Origin of the sequence: Bradyrhizobium sp. DN3, from assembly GCF_041357655.1 — a bacterium.
GTDB lineage: Bacteria > Pseudomonadota > Alphaproteobacteria > Rhizobiales > Xanthobacteraceae > Bradyrhizobium.
On record NZ_JAULLN010000036.1, the window covers coordinates 21,644 to 36,581 of the forward strand.

Genomic DNA, 14,938 nt, shown 5'->3' on the forward strand with positions numbered 1-14,938 from the left:
CCAGTCGTCATGCCCGGGCTTGTCCCGGGCATCCACGTCTTCTCGCTCCACGCCGTGACGCGTGGATGGCCGGGACATCAGATGCGAAGACGCGCTTCGCGCTTTAGCCCGGCCACAACGGCCTTATGCGAAGGACTTCGCGAAGCCTTCGACCACCGACTTCAGCTTGCCGGCGGTGTCGTCGCTGAGGTCGCGGGTGTCGCGGATCGAGTTGAGGATCTCGACGTTCTTGCCGCGCAGCAGCGACAACAGACCGTCCTCGAACGCCTTGATCTTGTTGAGCGGGAGCGGATCGAGGTAGCCGTTGGTGCCGGCCCAGATCACACAAACCTGCTCTTCCATCTTCAGCGGCGCGAACTGAGGCTGCTTGAGCAGCTCGGTGAGACGCGAACCGCGGTTGAGCAGGCGCTGGGTCGAGGCGTCCAAGTCGGAGCCGAACTGCGCGAATGCCGCCATTTCGCGGTACTGCGCCAGCTCGCCCTTGATCTTGCCGGCGACCTTCTTGGTGGCCTTGGTCTGCGCCGAGGAGCCGACGCGCGACACCGACAGACCGACGTTCACCGCGGGACGGATGCCCTGGAAGAACAGGTCGGTTTCCAGGAAGATCTGGCCGTCGGTGATCGAGATGACGTTGGTCGGGATGTAGGCCGACACGTCGTTGGCCTGGGTTTCGATGACCGGCAGCGCGGTCAGCGAGCCCGAGCCCTGGTCCTTGTTCAGCTTCGCCGCGCGCTCGAGCAGGCGGGAGTGCAGGTAGAACACGTCGCCCGGATAGGCTTCGCGGCCCGGCGGGCGGCGCAGCAGCAGCGACATCTGGCGGTAGGCGACGGCCTGCTTGGACAGATCGTCATAGATGATGACCGCGTGCATGCCGTTGTCGCGGAAGTACTCGCCCATGGTGCAGCCGGTGAACGGCGCGATGTACTGCATCGGCGCCGGATCCGAGGCGGTGGCGGCGACGACGATCGAATATTCGAGCGCGCCCTGCTCTTCCAGCACCTTCACGAACTGCGCGACGGTCGAACGCTTCTGGCCGACCGCGACGTAGACGCAGTACAGCTTGATGTTCTCGTCGGGCTGTGCGTTGAGGGGCTTCTGGTTCAGGATGGTATCGAGCGCGATCGCGGTCTTGCCGGTCTGACGGTCGCCGATGATCAGCTCGCGCTGGCCGCGGCCGATCGGGATCAGAGCGTCGATCGCCTTGAGGCCGGTCGCCATCGGCTCGTTCACCGACTTGCGCGGAATGATGCCGGGCGCCTTGACGTCGACGCGCATGCGCTTGTCAGCCTGAATCGGCCCCTTGCCGTCGATGGGATTGCCGAGCGCGTCGACGACGCGGCCGAGCAGACCCTTGCCGACCGGCGCGTCCACGATGGCGCGGGTGCGCTTGACGGTCTGGCCTTCCTTGATCTCGCGGTCGGCACCGAAAATAACGACACCGACGTTGTCGGTTTCGAGGTTCAGCGCCATGCCGCGGGTGCCGTTCTCGAACTCGACCATTTCACCGGCCTGGACGTTGTCCAGACCATAGACGCGGGCGATACCGTCGCCGACGGACAGCACCTGTCCGACTTCGGAGACTTCAGCTTCCTGGCCGAAATTCTTGATCTGGTCCTTGAGGATCGCGGAAATTTCCGCGGCGCGGATGTCCATCAGCCTGCCTCTTTCATCGCGTGCTTGATCGAATTGAGTTTGGTGCGAAGCGAACCATCCACCATGCGGCTGCCCAGCTTGACGACGAGGCCACCGATGATCGAGGGATCGACTTTCACGTTCAGCGCGACGTCCTTGCCGGTCACCGACTTCAGGGCAACCTTGAGGGCATCGAGATTCTTGTCCGAGAGCGCTTCCGCCACGGTGACGTCGGCCGTCGTCTCGCCCTTGAACTTGGCGACGAGGGCGCCGTAGGCGCGGATGACGTCCGACACCGCGAACAGGCGGCGGTTGGCGGTCAGCACTTTCAGGAAATTGGCGGAGATGCCGGCGATGCCGGCCTTGGCCAGCACGGCCGACAGGGCCCTGGACTGGGCATCGGCCGCGAACACCGGGCTGCGGACGACGCGCTTCAGATCGGCGCTTTCGTTGAGCAAGGCATCGAATTTGTCGAGATCGGCTTTGACCTCGTCGACCACTTTCTGGTCGCGGGCCAGTTCGAACAAGGCCGTTGCATAACGGCCGGACACACCTGAAACGGACGTATCTTCTGCAGCCACAGACGCGCTCTTTTTGCTGTCAAACTCGCAAGGGAAAAACCGTCGCCACGAAGCGGCGCCTAGCGATCCAAGCCCTTGGAATTCAAGCGGGACTTCGATTTTCGACCAGCACGGGAGGTGCCGGGCTCGTTAAAATCGCGGCTTTGCTAACATAGCAGGCGCGCAGGTGCAACATGACGCCAAATTAAAGGCATGGGGTTCTGTCGCCAGTTCGTCGCACGCCGCCAATGACGTTGATGACCTGCCGCGCCACGGAATTGCCGCGAGCCTTGCAGCCGGCCGGCGCCCATTGGTTCCTGCTCCCAGCGCATAGCCGCCATGAACACGGATCGCAGAGGCGTGAATCCCGCCACGCCGGTTCCACTCAAGGAATACTTACCCAATTCTAAACGCCGGCGGCGATGACTTCACTCTACAGTATTCGCAAGTAATGGACTGGTTAATGAATTGTTAAAGCAAAAGATTACGGAACATCGCCTGAATATCAGAGGCAGGTAACAAGATATTTCATGACGAAACAGAACAGATTTACTGCCCAATTCACGCCGCATTGCGAAAGGAAACGCGATCCCGCTCACAAACTGATGGGGGCTCCACTAGCCACATATGTGGCAATACTAGCTTAGGGACCACTATATGCTGTCTTTGAAGACGCTGGGCTTTGTGACCCGGCCGCGCACGGCGATTGCTTTCGTTGCCGCAACTCTCGTCATCGGTGGAACTGCCACCGAAGCTTCCGCCAAATCCAGGCATCACCGGCATCACCATCACCGCCACCACGTCCAGAACGATACCAACGCGAGCTCCGATTGGCGCAACGCCAACGCCGCGATGACGCCGTCGTCGGGCACGGGCCGCAGCTTCTCCGGCATGGCCTCCTATTACGGCAACGAGTCCGGCAGCCGGACCGCCTCGGGCCAGCGCTTCAACCAGAACGCCTTGACCGCGGCGCACCGCTCGCTGCCGTTCGGCACCAAGCTGCGCGTCACCCATGGCGGCCAGAGCGTCATCGTCACCATCAATGACCGCGGCCCGTTCATTCGCGGCCGTGTGCTCGACCTCTCCACCGGCGCTGCCCGCGCCATCGGCCTCACCGGCGCCGGCGTCGGCCGCGTCACCGCGGAAGTCGTCTCCTAAGGCGCTCCAAGCGCCTCGCACGCGCAGTTTTCATCAGTTTGATGCGCGCCTGAAACAAGCCCGTGGTCTTGGGGGACCGCGGGCTTTTTTTGTTGGCCTCCGCCGTCATTGCGAGGAGCCCTTGCGACGAAGCAATCCAGAGCGCCTCTGCGGAGACAGTCTGGATTGCTTCGCTGAGCCTGTCATCGGGCCGCGCTTCGCGCGGACCCGTTGGCTCGCAATGACGTGGAAAGAGCGAGCACGCCCTTACAAAAAGCTCTGCGGATCGACGTCGACCTCGAGCTTCAGATTGCCCTTCGGCTTCGGGCACACGGCGAGCCAGTTGCGCAAATAGTCCGACAGATCGAAGCCGCGCGCCGATTTCACCAGGATGCGGAAGCGGTAGCGGCCCTTGATGACCGCGAGCGGCGCTTCCGCAGGCCCCAGCACCACCACGCGCTCGTCGCGCGGCGCCAGCGCCACCAAACGGCGGCCGAAACCTTCCGCGCTCGGGCGGTCGCCCGCGGAGATGATCAGGCTCGCCAGCCGCCCGAACGGCGGATAGAGCGTGCGTTCGCGCAGGTCGATCTCGCTGTCGTAAAAGGCCTCGCGGTCGCAGGCGATCAGCGCCTTCATCACGGGATGATCGGGCTGGTGGGTCTGGAGATAGCCGACGCCGCGGCCCTGCTCGCGCCCGGCGCGGCCGATCACCTGGTTGAGCAATTGCCAGGTGCGTTCCGCCGCGCGCGGGTCGCCGTTGGAGAGGCCGAGATCCGCATCGACCACGCCGACCAGATTGAGCCGCGGGAAGTTGTGGCCTTTTGCCACCAGCTGCGTGCCGATGATGATGTCGACGCGACCCTCCGCGATTTCGGCGAGCTCACTGCGCATCGTCTCGATCGAGGTGATGAGGTCGCTCGACAGCACCATAGTGCGCGCGTCCGGGAACAGCGCGGCCGCCTCCTCCTGCAAGCGCTCGACGCCGGGCCCGACCGCGACCAGCGATTCTTCCGCCGAGCAGTTCGGACAGATGTGCGGACGCGGCATCGAGAAGCCGCAGTGATGGCAGACCAGGCGCTGACGAAAGCGATGATCGACCAGCCAGGCGTCGCAGATGGTGCAGGCGAAGCGATGGCCGCAGGCACGGCACAGCGTCAGCGGCGCATAGCCGCGGCGATTGAGGAACAAGAGCGCCTGCTCGCGCCGCTCGATCGCGGTCTTGATCTCGCCGGCAAGCCGGGGCGAGATGAAGCGGCCGCGAGCGGGCGGCTCGCGCCGCAGATCGATCGCCTCGATATGCGGCATGTGCTGGCCGCCGAAGCGCGAGGGCAGCGCGATGCGCTGATAGCGGTTCTTGCGCGCATTGACCTCGGACTCGACCGACGGCGTCGCGGAGGCCAGCACGACCGGAATTTTGGCGATATGCGCGCGCACCACGGCCATGTCGCGGGCGTGGTAATGTACGCCGTCGTCCTGCTTGTAGGCCTGATCGTGTTCTTCATCGACGACGATGAGGCCGAGATTGGCGTAAGGTAGAAACAGCGCCGAGCGCGCACCGACCACGACCGGCGCACTGCCTGCGGAGATCGCCGCCCAGTTGCGTGCGCGGGTGCGCGGCGTCAGCTCTGAATGCCATTCGATCGGCCGCACGCCAAAACGCCGCGCGAAGCGGTCGAGGAACTGGCCGGTGAGCGCGATCTCCGGCATCAGGATCAGCGACTGTTTGCCACGACGAATGGCTTCCGCGACCGCCTCGAAATAGACCTCGGTCTTGCCCGAGCCGGTGACGCCGTCGAGCAGCGCGACGTGGAAGGTGCCGTTGGCGGCGAGCGCGCGCATCGTGTCGACCGCGGCGCGCTGGAGCGGTGTGAAATCCGGCCGGCCAAAATCCGGATCGGGTGCGGGCGGCGGCGGCGGCGGCGGCATCGGTTCGACCGTGAGCGTGCCTTCGTCGACGAGGCCGTCGATCACGCCGGCCGAGACGCCCGCCTCCTTGGCGGCTTCGGACTTGCCGTGCAGCAGCCGGTCCGACAGCACCGCGATCAGGCGCTGCCGCGCCGGCGTCAGTCGCTTCGGGGGATCACCGACCAGGCGCACGCCGGCGCGCGCCCGCTCCGGGCCGAGATTCTCGCCCATCCGCAGGCACATGCGCAGCACCATGCCGCGCGGGCTCAGCGTGTAATTGGCGACCCAATCGACGACCGAGCGCAGCTCCGGCTTCAACGGCGGGATGTCGAGCTTCTCGCTGACGTCCTTGAGACGGTTGTGCAGGCGCGGATCGGGATTGGCGTTTTCGGCCCAGACCACCGCCAGCACCTCGCGCGGGCCGAGCGGCACGCCGACGAGATCGCCGGCCTTCAGCTCCATGCCGCGCGGCACCTTGTAGGAATAGGTCTGGTCGAGCGCGACCGGCACCAGCACGTCGACCATGCGGGTCGCGTTGGCGGTGGCGGTCGTGCTGCGCGGTGTGTGATCCATGGATTGAGAATCGGAACCTGGGGCCTCGAGGCTAGCGCCACGGGGCGGCCTTAGCGAACGATAAACGAGTGTGATGCGATATACTGTGCGGAATCACCACGTCCAGAGCGCATGAGCAAAGCGGCCGCCCCACCCATCGAGCTCGCCAGCGCCGATCCCTCGATCGCGCAGGAGATGGCGCGCTGGCTGTCGCATCTCGGCGCCGAGCGACGGCTGTCGCCGAAGACGCTGGAGGCCTATGGCCGCGACTTGCGGCAATGCCTGGATTTTCTCTGCGCCCATTGGGGCGAGCGGGTGACGCTGGCGCGCTTCGCTGCGCTGGAGGCCACTGACGTGCGCGCCTTCATGGCGATGCGCCGGGCCGATGACATTGCCGGCCGCTCGCTGATGCGCGCGCTGGCGGGCCTGCGCTCGTTCGGACGTTTTTTGGAGCGCGAAGGCAAAGGCAAGGTCGGCGCGTTGTCCGCGATCCGCGCGCCAAAAGTCGCAAAAAGCCTGCCAAAGCCGCTGCCGATGGCGTCGGCCAAACGGCTTGCCGATGCCGACGAGCGCGCCGGCGAGGAACGCGAGACATGGATTCTGGCACGCGATGCTGCGGTGATGGCGCTGCTGTATGGCTCGGGCCTGCGCATCTCCGAAGCGCTCGGCCTGAAGCGCCGCGAGGTGCCGCGGCCAGGTGAAGGCGACGTGCTCGTCGTCACGGGCAAAGGCAACAAGACCCGCATGGTGCCGGTGCTGCAGAACGTGCTCGCGCTGGTGCAAGAGTACGTTGCGATGTGCCCGTATCCCCTGCCCGCCGAGGGGCCGATCTTCGTCGGCGCGCGCGGAGGGCCCTTGAGCCCGCGCATCATTCAGCTCGCGATGGAGCGGCTGCGCGGCGCGCTCGGCCTGCCCGACAGCGCCACCCCGCATGCGCTCCGCCATTCCTTCGCCACGCATCTGCTCTCGCGCGGCGGCGACTTACGCGCCATCCAGGAACTGCTCGGCCATTCCTCGCTCTCGACCACGCAGGTCTATACCGGCATCGATTCCGAGCGGCTGCTCGAAGTCTATGCGAGCGCGCATCCACGACGGTGACACACTGATGTCATAACGCGCGTGCCTCTTGCGCGGCGCACGCGGTTCGGTCAATCGTTGCGGAACCGAGCAGGAGGACATATGAGCGCACATGAAAGCATGGAGCATGCCGAGCACGCCGAACACGCGTCCGGCTCGAACAAGAAGATCGCGCTCCTGATCGCGGTTCTGGCGCTGTTCCTGGCGATCTCGGAGACGCTCGGCAAGGGCGCCCAGACCGAATCGATCAGCAAGAACGTCGAGGCCGCCAATCTCTGGGCGTTCTTTCAGGCCAAGAGCATCCGCCGCACCGTGGTGGCGACCGCGGCCGAGCAGGGCAAGCTGACGCTGGGTGGCACGACCGACGACGCCATGAAGGCGACGGTGCAGAAACAGGTCGACGACTGGACCAAGACCGCGCAGCGCTACCGCTCCGAGCCCGAGACCGGCGAAGGCACCGAGCAGCTCGCCGAGAAGGCCAAGCATGCCGAGCACGAACGCGACGAGGCGACCGCGAAGTACCATCACTTCGAGCTGGCCTCGGCCGCGTTCCAGATCGGCATCGTGCTGGCGTCAGCCACCATCATCACCGGCATGTTCGCGCTCGCTTATGTCAGCGGCGTGCTGACGCTCGCAGGCCTGATCATGACTGCGCTCGGCCTGTGGTGGCCGCATCTCTTGCATTTGCATTGAGGGGCTGAGGCTGCGCTTGTAGCCCGCATGGAGCGCAGCGGAATGCGGGGCGACCGTCCCGGATTACGCTTGCGCTCCATCCGGGCTACGCGACGCCATCGTGGTGAGAGTCACCGCGCCTCGTGCACGCTCTTCCTGAAACGCTGGATCAGGCGGAGCGTCCGTGACGACCACCCCTCCCCGTTGCCGGTGATCAGCTCGCGGATGCGCCGCTTGATCGGATCGACCAGCTCGGCGGCCTTGGCGCGCACTTTCAGCACGAGCTCATAGATCCGCTCGAACCAGTGCATCTCCAGAAGCTTGTCGCGCGTCACGTCGAATACGAAGGCGGTGACGCCGACGCCGAGCATCTTCGCGAACACGATCGTGAACACCGCGCTGGTCCAGTATTCGTGCGCGAGCAGCCACAGGCCGACCAGCTTGAGCGGAAACAGCGGGATGATGGGGACCGCGAACACGATCAGCGTCATGGCCGGCGACAGCGCATCGACGCGCTCCGTCAGCCATTGCTTGAAGCGCGCGAGCGGGATGGCTGCGACGGCTTTTGCAACGATCGGCTCGAGATGGTCCCACAGCCAGGCTTCGATCAGGAAGACGATCGCAAGCAGGACCCAGACCGGTTGAAGAAGGCGGCGCAGCATGTGTTGTCCCGCCCGATTCGGCTCGGGCCGTGGCTACATATGGATGGCCCGCTTGCCGACTGCAAGCGCGGCTTCCTTGACCGCTTCCGAGCGGGTCGGATGCGCGTGGCAGGTGCGGGCGAGATCCTCCGCACTGCCGCCAAATTCCATGAGAACGCAGGCTTCATGGATCATTTCGCCGGCTTCGCGGCCAATAATGTGCACGCCGAGCACGCGATCGGTCTTCGCATCTGCGAGAATCTTCACAAAACCGTCGGTGGTCTGATTGACCTTGGAACGGCCGTTGGCGGTAAAGGGAAACTTCCCGACGGTATAGGCGACGCCGGCTTGCTTGAGTTCCTCCTCGGTCTTGCCGACGGAGGACACTTCCGGCGTGGTATACACGACGCCGGGAATGACATCGTAGTTCACGTGGCCGGCTTGCCCGGCGATGATCTCGGCGACCGCCACGCCCTCATCCTCGGCCTTGTGCGCGAGCATGGGTCCTGCGACGACGTCGCCGATGGCGTAGACGCCCTTCAGGCTGGTAGCGAAATGCGGATCGATCTGGACGCGGCCGCGCGCGTCGAGCGCGACGCCGGCCTCCTTCAGACCGAGCCCATCGGTGTAGGGCGTGCGGCCGATGCAGACCAGAACGACGTCGGCTTCAATGGTCTCGGCGGCACCGCCGGCAGCCGGTTCGATTTTCGCGAGCAATGCCTTGCTGTTGGCTTCGACGCCGGTGACCTTCGAACCCAGCTTGAATGCAAATCCCTGCTTTTCGAGCATCCGCTGGAATTGCCGTGCGACCTCGCCGTCCATGCCGGGCAGAATGCGATCGAGGAATTCGACCACCATGACCTCGGATCCGAGCCGGCGCCACACAGAGCCCAGTTCGAGCCCGATCACGCCGGCACCAATGACCAGCAATCTGCCGGGCACCTTCTCCAGCGACAGCGCGCCGGTCGAGGAGACGATGCGCTTCTCGTCGATCTCGATACCCTTAAGACGCGCGATGTCCGAGCCGGTTGCGATCACGATGTTCTTGGTCTCGACCATCTGTGCCTTGCCGTCGGCGGAGACTCCGACCTTGCCGGTGCCCAAGATCTTGCCGGTGCCCTTGAGCACGTCGATCTTGTTCTTCTTCATCAGGAACTCGACGCCCTTGACGTTGCCGTCGATGCCCTGCTGCTTGAAATTCATCATCGAGGGCAAATCGAGCTTCGGCGCGGAAACGCTGACGCCCATCTTGGCGAACGAATGGCCGGCTTCCTCGAACATTTCGGACGCATGCAGCAGCGCCTTCGACGGCATGCAGCCGACATTGAGGCAGGTGCCGCCGAGCGTGGCGTTCTTTTCGACAACGGCGACTTTCATGCCGAGCTGGGCTGCGCGCACCGCGCAGACATATCCGCCCGGTCCGGTGCCGATGACGACGAGATCGTAGGTAGCCATGAGAGGAAGTCCCGTAGGTTTAGCGTGAGGATGTGTCAGCGTCCGCGCGGCGCGTCAGCGTCCGCCGGACACATCGAGAATGGCTGAGGTGACGTAGGAGGCCTCGTCCGAGATCAGCCAGACGATGGCGTTGGCGATTTCGTCGGCGGTGCCGACGCGCTTCATCGGCACCAGATGGGCCAGACGGTGGGCGCGGTCGGGCTCACCGCCGGCGGCGTGGATGTCGGTATCGATCAGGCCCGGGCGGATGCCTGCGACGCGGATGCCTTCGCCCGCAACCTCATAGCCGAGCCCAATGGTGAAGGAATCGATCGCGCCCTTGGAGGCCGCATAATCGACATAGGTATTGGGTGAGCCGAGCTTGGCCGCGACCGACGACAGGTTGACGATGACGCCGCCTTTGCCGCCATGCTTGGTCGACATCCGCTTCACCGCCTCGCGCGCGCAGAGGATGGAGCCGGTGACGTTCACCGCCATCACGCGCTGGATGCGCTCGGCGGACATCTCGTCGACGCGCACGCCGCTCTTGCCGACGATGCCGCCATTGTTGACGAGCGCGCCAAGCGTGCCGAACTTGTCGGCTTGCTTGAACAGTTCGAGGATGTCGCTTTCCTCCGCGACATCGCATTTCACCGCGATGGCCTTGCCGTTCCTAGCTTCGATCGCGGCCACGACTTCGTCCGCAGCCTGCTTGTTGCTGGCGTAGCCGACCACGACGCGGAAGCCGCGCGCGGCCGCCGCAAGCGCGGTCGCCCGTCCGATGCCGCGGCTGCCGCCGGTGATGACAACGACTTTATCCGTCATGCGCGCCTCCATGGTTCGACATGCGCCGTCGCGTTTAGTTGCGACGGCGCTCGCAAAGCATCAGGGATCAGAGATCGAGCACCAGGCGTGCCGGATCTTCCAGGCTCTCCTTGACGCGGACCAGGAAGGTGACGGCTTCCTTGCCGTCGATCACGCGGTGATCGTAGGACAGCGCCAGGTACATCATCGGGCGGACCTCGATCTTGCCGCCGACGACCATCGGCCGCTCCTGGATCTTGTGCATGCCCAAAATGCCGGACTGCGGCGCGTTCAGGATCGGGGTCGACATCAGCGAGCCGTAGATGCCGCCGTTGGTGATGGTGAAGGTGCCGCCCTGCATCTCGTCGATCTTGAGCTGGCCGTCGCGGGCGCGGCGACCGAAATCAGCGATGCTCTTCTCGATGTCGGAAATCGACTTGTGGTCGCAGTCGCGCACCACGGGGACGACAAGGCCCTTGTCGGTACCGACGGCAACGCCGACGTGGTAATAGTTCTTGTAGATCAGATCGCCGCCGTCGATCTCGGCGTTGACGGCCGGGATGTCCTTCAGCGCCTGCACGACGGCCTTGGTGAAGAAGCCCATGAAGCCGAGCTTGGCGCCATGCTTCTTCTCGAACGCATCCTTGTAGTGGGCACGCAGCGCCATGACGTTGGTCATGTCGACCTCGTTGAAGGTCGTGAGCATGGCGGCGGTGTTCTGCACGTCCTTGAGCCGGCGCGCGATGGTCTGGCGCAGGCGGGTCATCTTGACGCGCTCTTCGCGGGCGGCGTCATCGGCCGGCGACGGCGCGCGGACCTGAACGGCGGCGGCGGGCTGGTTGACCGGGGTCGGCGCGGAGGCCGCACGCTCGATCGCGGCGAGCATGTCGCCCTTGGTGACGCGGCCGTCCTTGCCGGAGCCCGGAACGGTCGAGGCGTCGATGCCGGTCTCGGCCGATAGCTTGCGAACGGACGGGGCGAGTGGCGCATCAGCCGGCGGCGCCTTCGCGGCCGCGGCCGGTGCAGCAGCGGCTGCAGCGGCAGCCGGAGCAGCGGCAGCCTTGGCGGGAGCAGCGGCGGGCTTTGCAGCGCCTGCGCCTTCCGTGATCTGGCCGAGCAGCGCGCCGACCGCAACGGTCGCACCGTCGGCGGCGATGATCTCGCTCAGCGTGCCAGCTGAGGGCGCCGGGACTTCGATGGTGACCTTGTCGGTCTCGAGCTCCACCAAGGGCTCGTCGACGGCGACGGGATCGCCGGCCTTCTTGAACCAGCGGCCGATGGTGGCCTCGGTGACGGATTCGCCGAGCGTCGGCACACGAATTTCAGTCATGGTCTTTTCCTTAAGGGGATCGCCAATGCGGTCATGAATTCTCGGGTGTCATCGCCCGCCTTGTGCGCAATTGCGCACGGGGGGCGAACGATCCAGTACGCCGAGACGTTGGTGATCAGAACGAACGTCGCAGAGTACTGGATGCCCCGCCCTAGTTGCGCAACTGCGCACAAGGCGGGGCATGACTCAGTCTAAAATTGTCTAGCTCAGTGCTTCGTCCAGGAACGCCTTCAGCTGCGCCTGATGCTTGGACATCAGACCCGTGGCGGTCGCGGCGGAAGCGGCGCGTCCGACATAACGCGGACGCCGGCTCGCGCCGTGCACCTGGTTCAGCACCCATTCCAGATAGGGCTCGATGAAGTGCCAGGCACCCATGTTGCGGGGCTCTTCCTGGCACCACACCACTTCCGCCTTCTTGAAGCGGGACAGCTCGACCACCAGCGCCTTCAGCGGCACCGGATAGAGCTGCTCGACGCGCATCAGATAGATGTCGTCGATGCCGCGCTTCTCGCGCTCCTCGTAGAGGTCGTAATAGACCTTGCCGGAGCAGAGCACGATACGGCGGATCTTCTCATCCGGGACGAGCTTGCTCGCCTCGTTCGGCTGCATCTGGGCGTCATCATAGAGTATGCGGTGGAAGCTCGTGCCCTTCGCGAGCTCTTCGAGACGCGACACCGCCCGCTTGTGACGCAGCAGCGACTTCGGCGTCATCATGATCAGCGGCTTGCGGATCTCGCGGTGGAGTTGGCGCCGCAGCACATGGAAGTAGTTCGCCGGCGTGGTCGGGTAGACCACCTGCATGTTGTCTTCCGCGCACATCTGCAAGTAACGCTCGAGACGCGCCGAGGAGTGCTCCGGTCCCTGGCCCTCATAGCCGTGCGGCAAGAGGCAGACGAGGCCGGACATGCGCAGCCATTTGCGTTCGCCCGAGGAGATGAACTGGTCGAACACGACCTGCGCGCCGTTGGCGAAGTCGCCGAACTGGGCTTCCCACAGCGTGAGCGTGTTCGGCTCGGCGAGCGAATAGCCGTATTCGAAGCCGAGCACGGCCTCTTCCGACAGCAGCGAGTTGATGACCTCGTAATGGCCCTGCTCGCTGCCGAGATGGTTGAACGGCGTGTAGCGGCTCTCGTCCTCCTGGTCGATCAGGACCGAGTGACGCTGCGAGAAGGTGCCGCGCTCCGAATCCTGTCCCGACAGACGGACGTGATGGTTTTCATGGAGTAGCGTGCAGAACGCCAGCGCCTCGCCGGTCGCCCAGTCGATGCCATTGCCGCTGTCGATCGCCTTGGCACGGTTTTCCAGGAAGCGCTGGATGGTGCGATGAACGCGGAAGCCGTCCGGCACCTTGGTGATCTTGCGGCCGATGTCCTTGAGGATCGGGAGATCGACGCCGGTGACGCCGCGCCGCGCATCCTCCTCCTGATCGGCGATCTTGAAGCCCGCCCATTTGCCGTCGAGCCAGTCGGCCTTGTTCGGCTTGTAGGACGTGCCGGCCTCGAACTCGGCATCGAGCCGCGCGCGCCAATCGGCCTTGGCCTTGTCGACCTCGCCCTCGGTGATCACGCCTTCGCTGACCAGACGCCGCGAGTAGAGCTCCAGCGTCGAGGGATGGGCCGCGATCCTCTTGTACATCACCGGCTGGGTGAAGGCCGGCTCGTCGCCCTCATTATGGCCATGCCTGCGGTAGCAGAACATGTCGATGACGACGGGCTTGTGGAATTTCTGCCGGAACTCGGTCGCAACCTTGGCCGCGAACACGACGGCTTCCGGATCGTCGCCGTTCACGTGGAAGATCGGCGCGTCGATCATCTTCGCCACGTCGGACGGATAGGGCGAGGAGCGCGAATAGCGCGGATAGGTGGTGAAGCCGATCTGGTTGTTGACGATGAAGTGCACCGAGCCGCCGGTGCGGTAGCCCTTCAGGTCGGACAGGCCGAAGCACTCCGCGACCACGCCCTGGCCGGCGAACGCCGCGTCGCCGTGCATCAGCAGCGGCATCACGGAGATGCGCATGTCCGGCGGATCGCCGTGCTGGTCCTGCTTGGCGCGGACCTTGCCGAGCACGACGGGATCGACGATCTCGAGATGCGAGGGGTTCGCAGTCAGCGACAGATGGATGCGGTTGCCGTCGAACTCGCGGTCCGAGGAAGCGCCGAGGTGATACTTGACGTCGCCGGAGCCTTCGACGTCCTCCGGGTTGGCGGAGCCGCCCTTGAACTCGTGAAACAGCGCGCGGTGCGACTTGCCCATCACCTGGGTCAGCACGTTGAGGCGGCCGCGATGCGGCATGCCGAGCACGATCTCCTTCACGCCGAGATTGCCGCCGCGCTTGATGATCTGCTCCAGCGCGGGAATCAGCGATTCACCGCCGTCGAGACCGAAGCGCTTGGTGCCGGTGAACTTGGTGTCGCAGAATTTTTCGAAGCCTTCGGTTTCGATCAGCTTCATCAGGATGGCTCTGCGACCTTCGCGGGTGAACGAGATCTCCTTGTCCGGCCCCTCGATGCGCTCCTGGATCCAGGCCTTCTGCGCGGCATTGCTGATATGCATGAACTCGACGCCGAGCGTCTGGCAGTAGGTGCGCTCGCAGATCGCGGTGATCTCGCGCAGGGTGCCGTATTCGAGACCGAGCACGTGATCGAGGAAGATCTTGCGGTCGAAATCGGCTTCGCTGAAGCCGTAGGTGCGCGGGTCGAGCTCTTCGCGGTTGCGCGGGGCTTCGATGCCGAGCGGATCGAGCTTGGCGTGGAAATGACCGCGCATGCGGTAGGAGCGGATCAGCATCAGCGCACGGACGGAGTCGCGCGTGGCCTGGAGCAGGTCGGCGGATGAAAGGCCGGCCCCCTTGGCCTGCGCCTTGGCGGCGATCTTGCCGCCGACCGCCTTCTCGACTTCGGCCCAATTGCCGTCGAGGGCCGAGGTGAGGTCGTCCTGCGGGGTCAGCGGCCAGTTGGCGCGCTCCCAGGACGGGCCTTCGGCGTTCTTGCTGATGTCACCGGGCTGGTCGTTCAGGCTCTTGAAGAACTCCCGCCACTCGGCGTCGACCGAGGACGGATCCTTCTCGTAGCGGGCGTAGATTTCGTCGATGTAGGTGGCGTTGGTGCCCTGCAAAAAGGATGAGAGGGCAAAGGCTGCGTTCGCGTCCTGGCGAGACATACTGGAGTTCCTGGCGATTTCGGTTCGCGCATAAC

At 64.8% G+C, this 14,938-nt stretch carries 11 protein-coding genes; 3 read left to right on the forward strand and 8 right to left on the reverse strand.

The annotated features are described in order from the left end of the window. Positions 1–123 precede the first annotated feature (123 nt). The gene (atpA, locus tag AAE027_RS34925) at positions 124–1,653 is read right to left on the reverse strand and encodes a F0F1 ATP synthase subunit alpha (RefSeq protein ID WP_370990232.1); all 1,530 of its coding nucleotides are present in this window, start codon (positions 1,651–1,653) and stop codon (positions 124–126) included. Further along, positions 1,653–2,213, reverse strand: a complete 561-nt coding sequence (locus AAE027_RS34930) for a F0F1 ATP synthase subunit delta (RefSeq protein WP_370990233.1) — start codon at positions 2,211–2,213, stop codon at positions 1,653–1,655. Before AAE027_RS34930 ends, atpA begins: the two co-directional genes overlap by 1 nt. A 636-nt stretch (positions 2,214–2,849) precedes the next feature. On the opposite strand from AAE027_RS34930, the gene AAE027_RS34935 reads away from it, so the two are divergent. Further along, positions 2,850–3,350 (forward strand): septal ring lytic transglycosylase RlpA family protein, encoded by a 501-nt coding sequence (locus tag AAE027_RS34935; protein ID WP_249759057.1) that lies wholly within the window; start codon positions 2,850–2,852, stop codon positions 3,348–3,350. A 246-nt stretch (positions 3,351–3,596) separates the two neighbouring features. Here AAE027_RS34935 and AAE027_RS34940 read toward each other — a convergent pair whose 3' ends face one another. Then, positions 3,597–5,807: a primosomal protein N' gene (locus AAE027_RS34940; RefSeq protein WP_370990234.1), complete on the reverse strand. Its 2,211-nt coding sequence runs from the start codon at positions 5,805–5,807 to the stop codon at positions 3,597–3,599. Between the two features lie 111 nt (positions 5,808–5,918). On the opposite strand from AAE027_RS34940, the gene AAE027_RS34945 reads away from it, so the two are divergent. Next, a complete protein-coding gene (locus tag AAE027_RS34945) occupies positions 5,919–6,884 on the forward strand; it encodes a tyrosine recombinase XerC (protein WP_370990235.1) in 966 nt (321 codons plus the stop codon). A gap of 81 nt (positions 6,885–6,965) precedes the next feature. Beyond that, a complete protein-coding gene (locus tag AAE027_RS34950; protein ID WP_128942448.1) occupies positions 6,966–7,556 on the forward strand; it encodes a DUF4337 domain-containing protein in 591 nt (196 codons plus the stop codon). Between the two features lie 110 nt (positions 7,557–7,666). Here the strand turns inward: AAE027_RS34950 and AAE027_RS34955 are convergent, their stop codons facing one another. From AAE027_RS34955 to AAE027_RS34975, 5 genes are all read right to left on the reverse strand, one after another. Next, the gene (locus AAE027_RS34955) at positions 7,667–8,197 is read right to left on the reverse strand and encodes a hypothetical protein (protein WP_370990236.1); all 531 of its coding nucleotides are present in this window, start codon (positions 8,195–8,197) and stop codon (positions 7,667–7,669) included. A gap of 33 nt (positions 8,198–8,230) precedes the next feature. Continuing rightward, on the reverse strand, positions 8,231–9,631 hold the full coding sequence (gene lpdA / locus AAE027_RS34960; RefSeq protein WP_370990237.1) for a dihydrolipoyl dehydrogenase: 1,401 nt from the start codon (positions 9,629–9,631) through the stop codon (positions 8,231–8,233). A 54-nt stretch (positions 9,632–9,685) separates the two neighbouring features. Next, entirely contained in the window at positions 9,686–10,435 is a 750-nt protein-coding gene (locus AAE027_RS34965; RefSeq protein WP_370990238.1) for an SDR family oxidoreductase, read from the reverse strand. Positions 10,436–10,502: 67 nt separating this feature from the next. Further along, positions 10,503–11,744, reverse strand: coding sequence for a 2-oxoglutarate dehydrogenase complex dihydrolipoyllysine-residue succinyltransferase (gene odhB, locus AAE027_RS34970; RefSeq protein WP_370990239.1), 1,242 nt, complete (start codon positions 11,742–11,744; stop codon positions 10,503–10,505). Positions 11,745–11,945: 201 nt separating this feature from the next. Then, positions 11,946–14,903, reverse strand: a complete 2,958-nt coding sequence (locus AAE027_RS34975; RefSeq protein ID WP_091893096.1) for a 2-oxoglutarate dehydrogenase E1 component — start codon at positions 14,901–14,903, stop codon at positions 11,946–11,948. Between the last annotated feature and the right edge of the window lie 35 nt (positions 14,904–14,938).

Bases quoted from the DNA above. Each gene is read 5' to 3' on its own strand.
- atpA (WP_370990232.1), bottom strand. From the start codon at position 1,653: ATGGACATCCGCGCCGCGGAAATTTCCGCGATCCTCAAGGACCAGATC.
- AAE027_RS34935 (WP_249759057.1), top strand. From the start codon at position 2,850: ATGCTGTCTTTGAAGACGCTGGGCTTTGTGACCCGGCCGCGCACGGCG.
- AAE027_RS34940 (WP_370990234.1), bottom strand. From the start codon at position 5,807: ATGGATCACACACCGCGCAGCACGACCGCCACCGCCAACGCGACCCGC.
- AAE027_RS34945 (WP_370990235.1), top strand. From the start codon at position 5,919: ATGAGCAAAGCGGCCGCCCCACCCATCGAGCTCGCCAGCGCCGATCCC.
- AAE027_RS34950 (WP_128942448.1), top strand. From the start codon at position 6,966: ATGAGCGCACATGAAAGCATGGAGCATGCCGAGCACGCCGAACACGCG.
- AAE027_RS34955 (WP_370990236.1), bottom strand. From the start codon at position 8,197: ATGCTGCGCCGCCTTCTTCAACCGGTCTGGGTCCTGCTTGCGATCGTC.
- lpdA (WP_370990237.1), bottom strand. From the start codon at position 9,631: ATGGCTACCTACGATCTCGTCGTCATCGGCACCGGACCGGGCGGATAT.
- AAE027_RS34965 (WP_370990238.1), bottom strand. From the start codon at position 10,435: ATGACGGATAAAGTCGTTGTCATCACCGGCGGCAGCCGCGGCATCGGA.
- odhB (WP_370990239.1), bottom strand. From the start codon at position 11,744: ATGACTGAAATTCGTGTGCCGACGCTCGGCGAATCCGTCACCGAGGCC.
- AAE027_RS34975 (WP_091893096.1), bottom strand. From the start codon at position 14,903: ATGTCTCGCCAGGACGCGAACGCAGCCTTTGCCCTCTCATCCTTTTTG.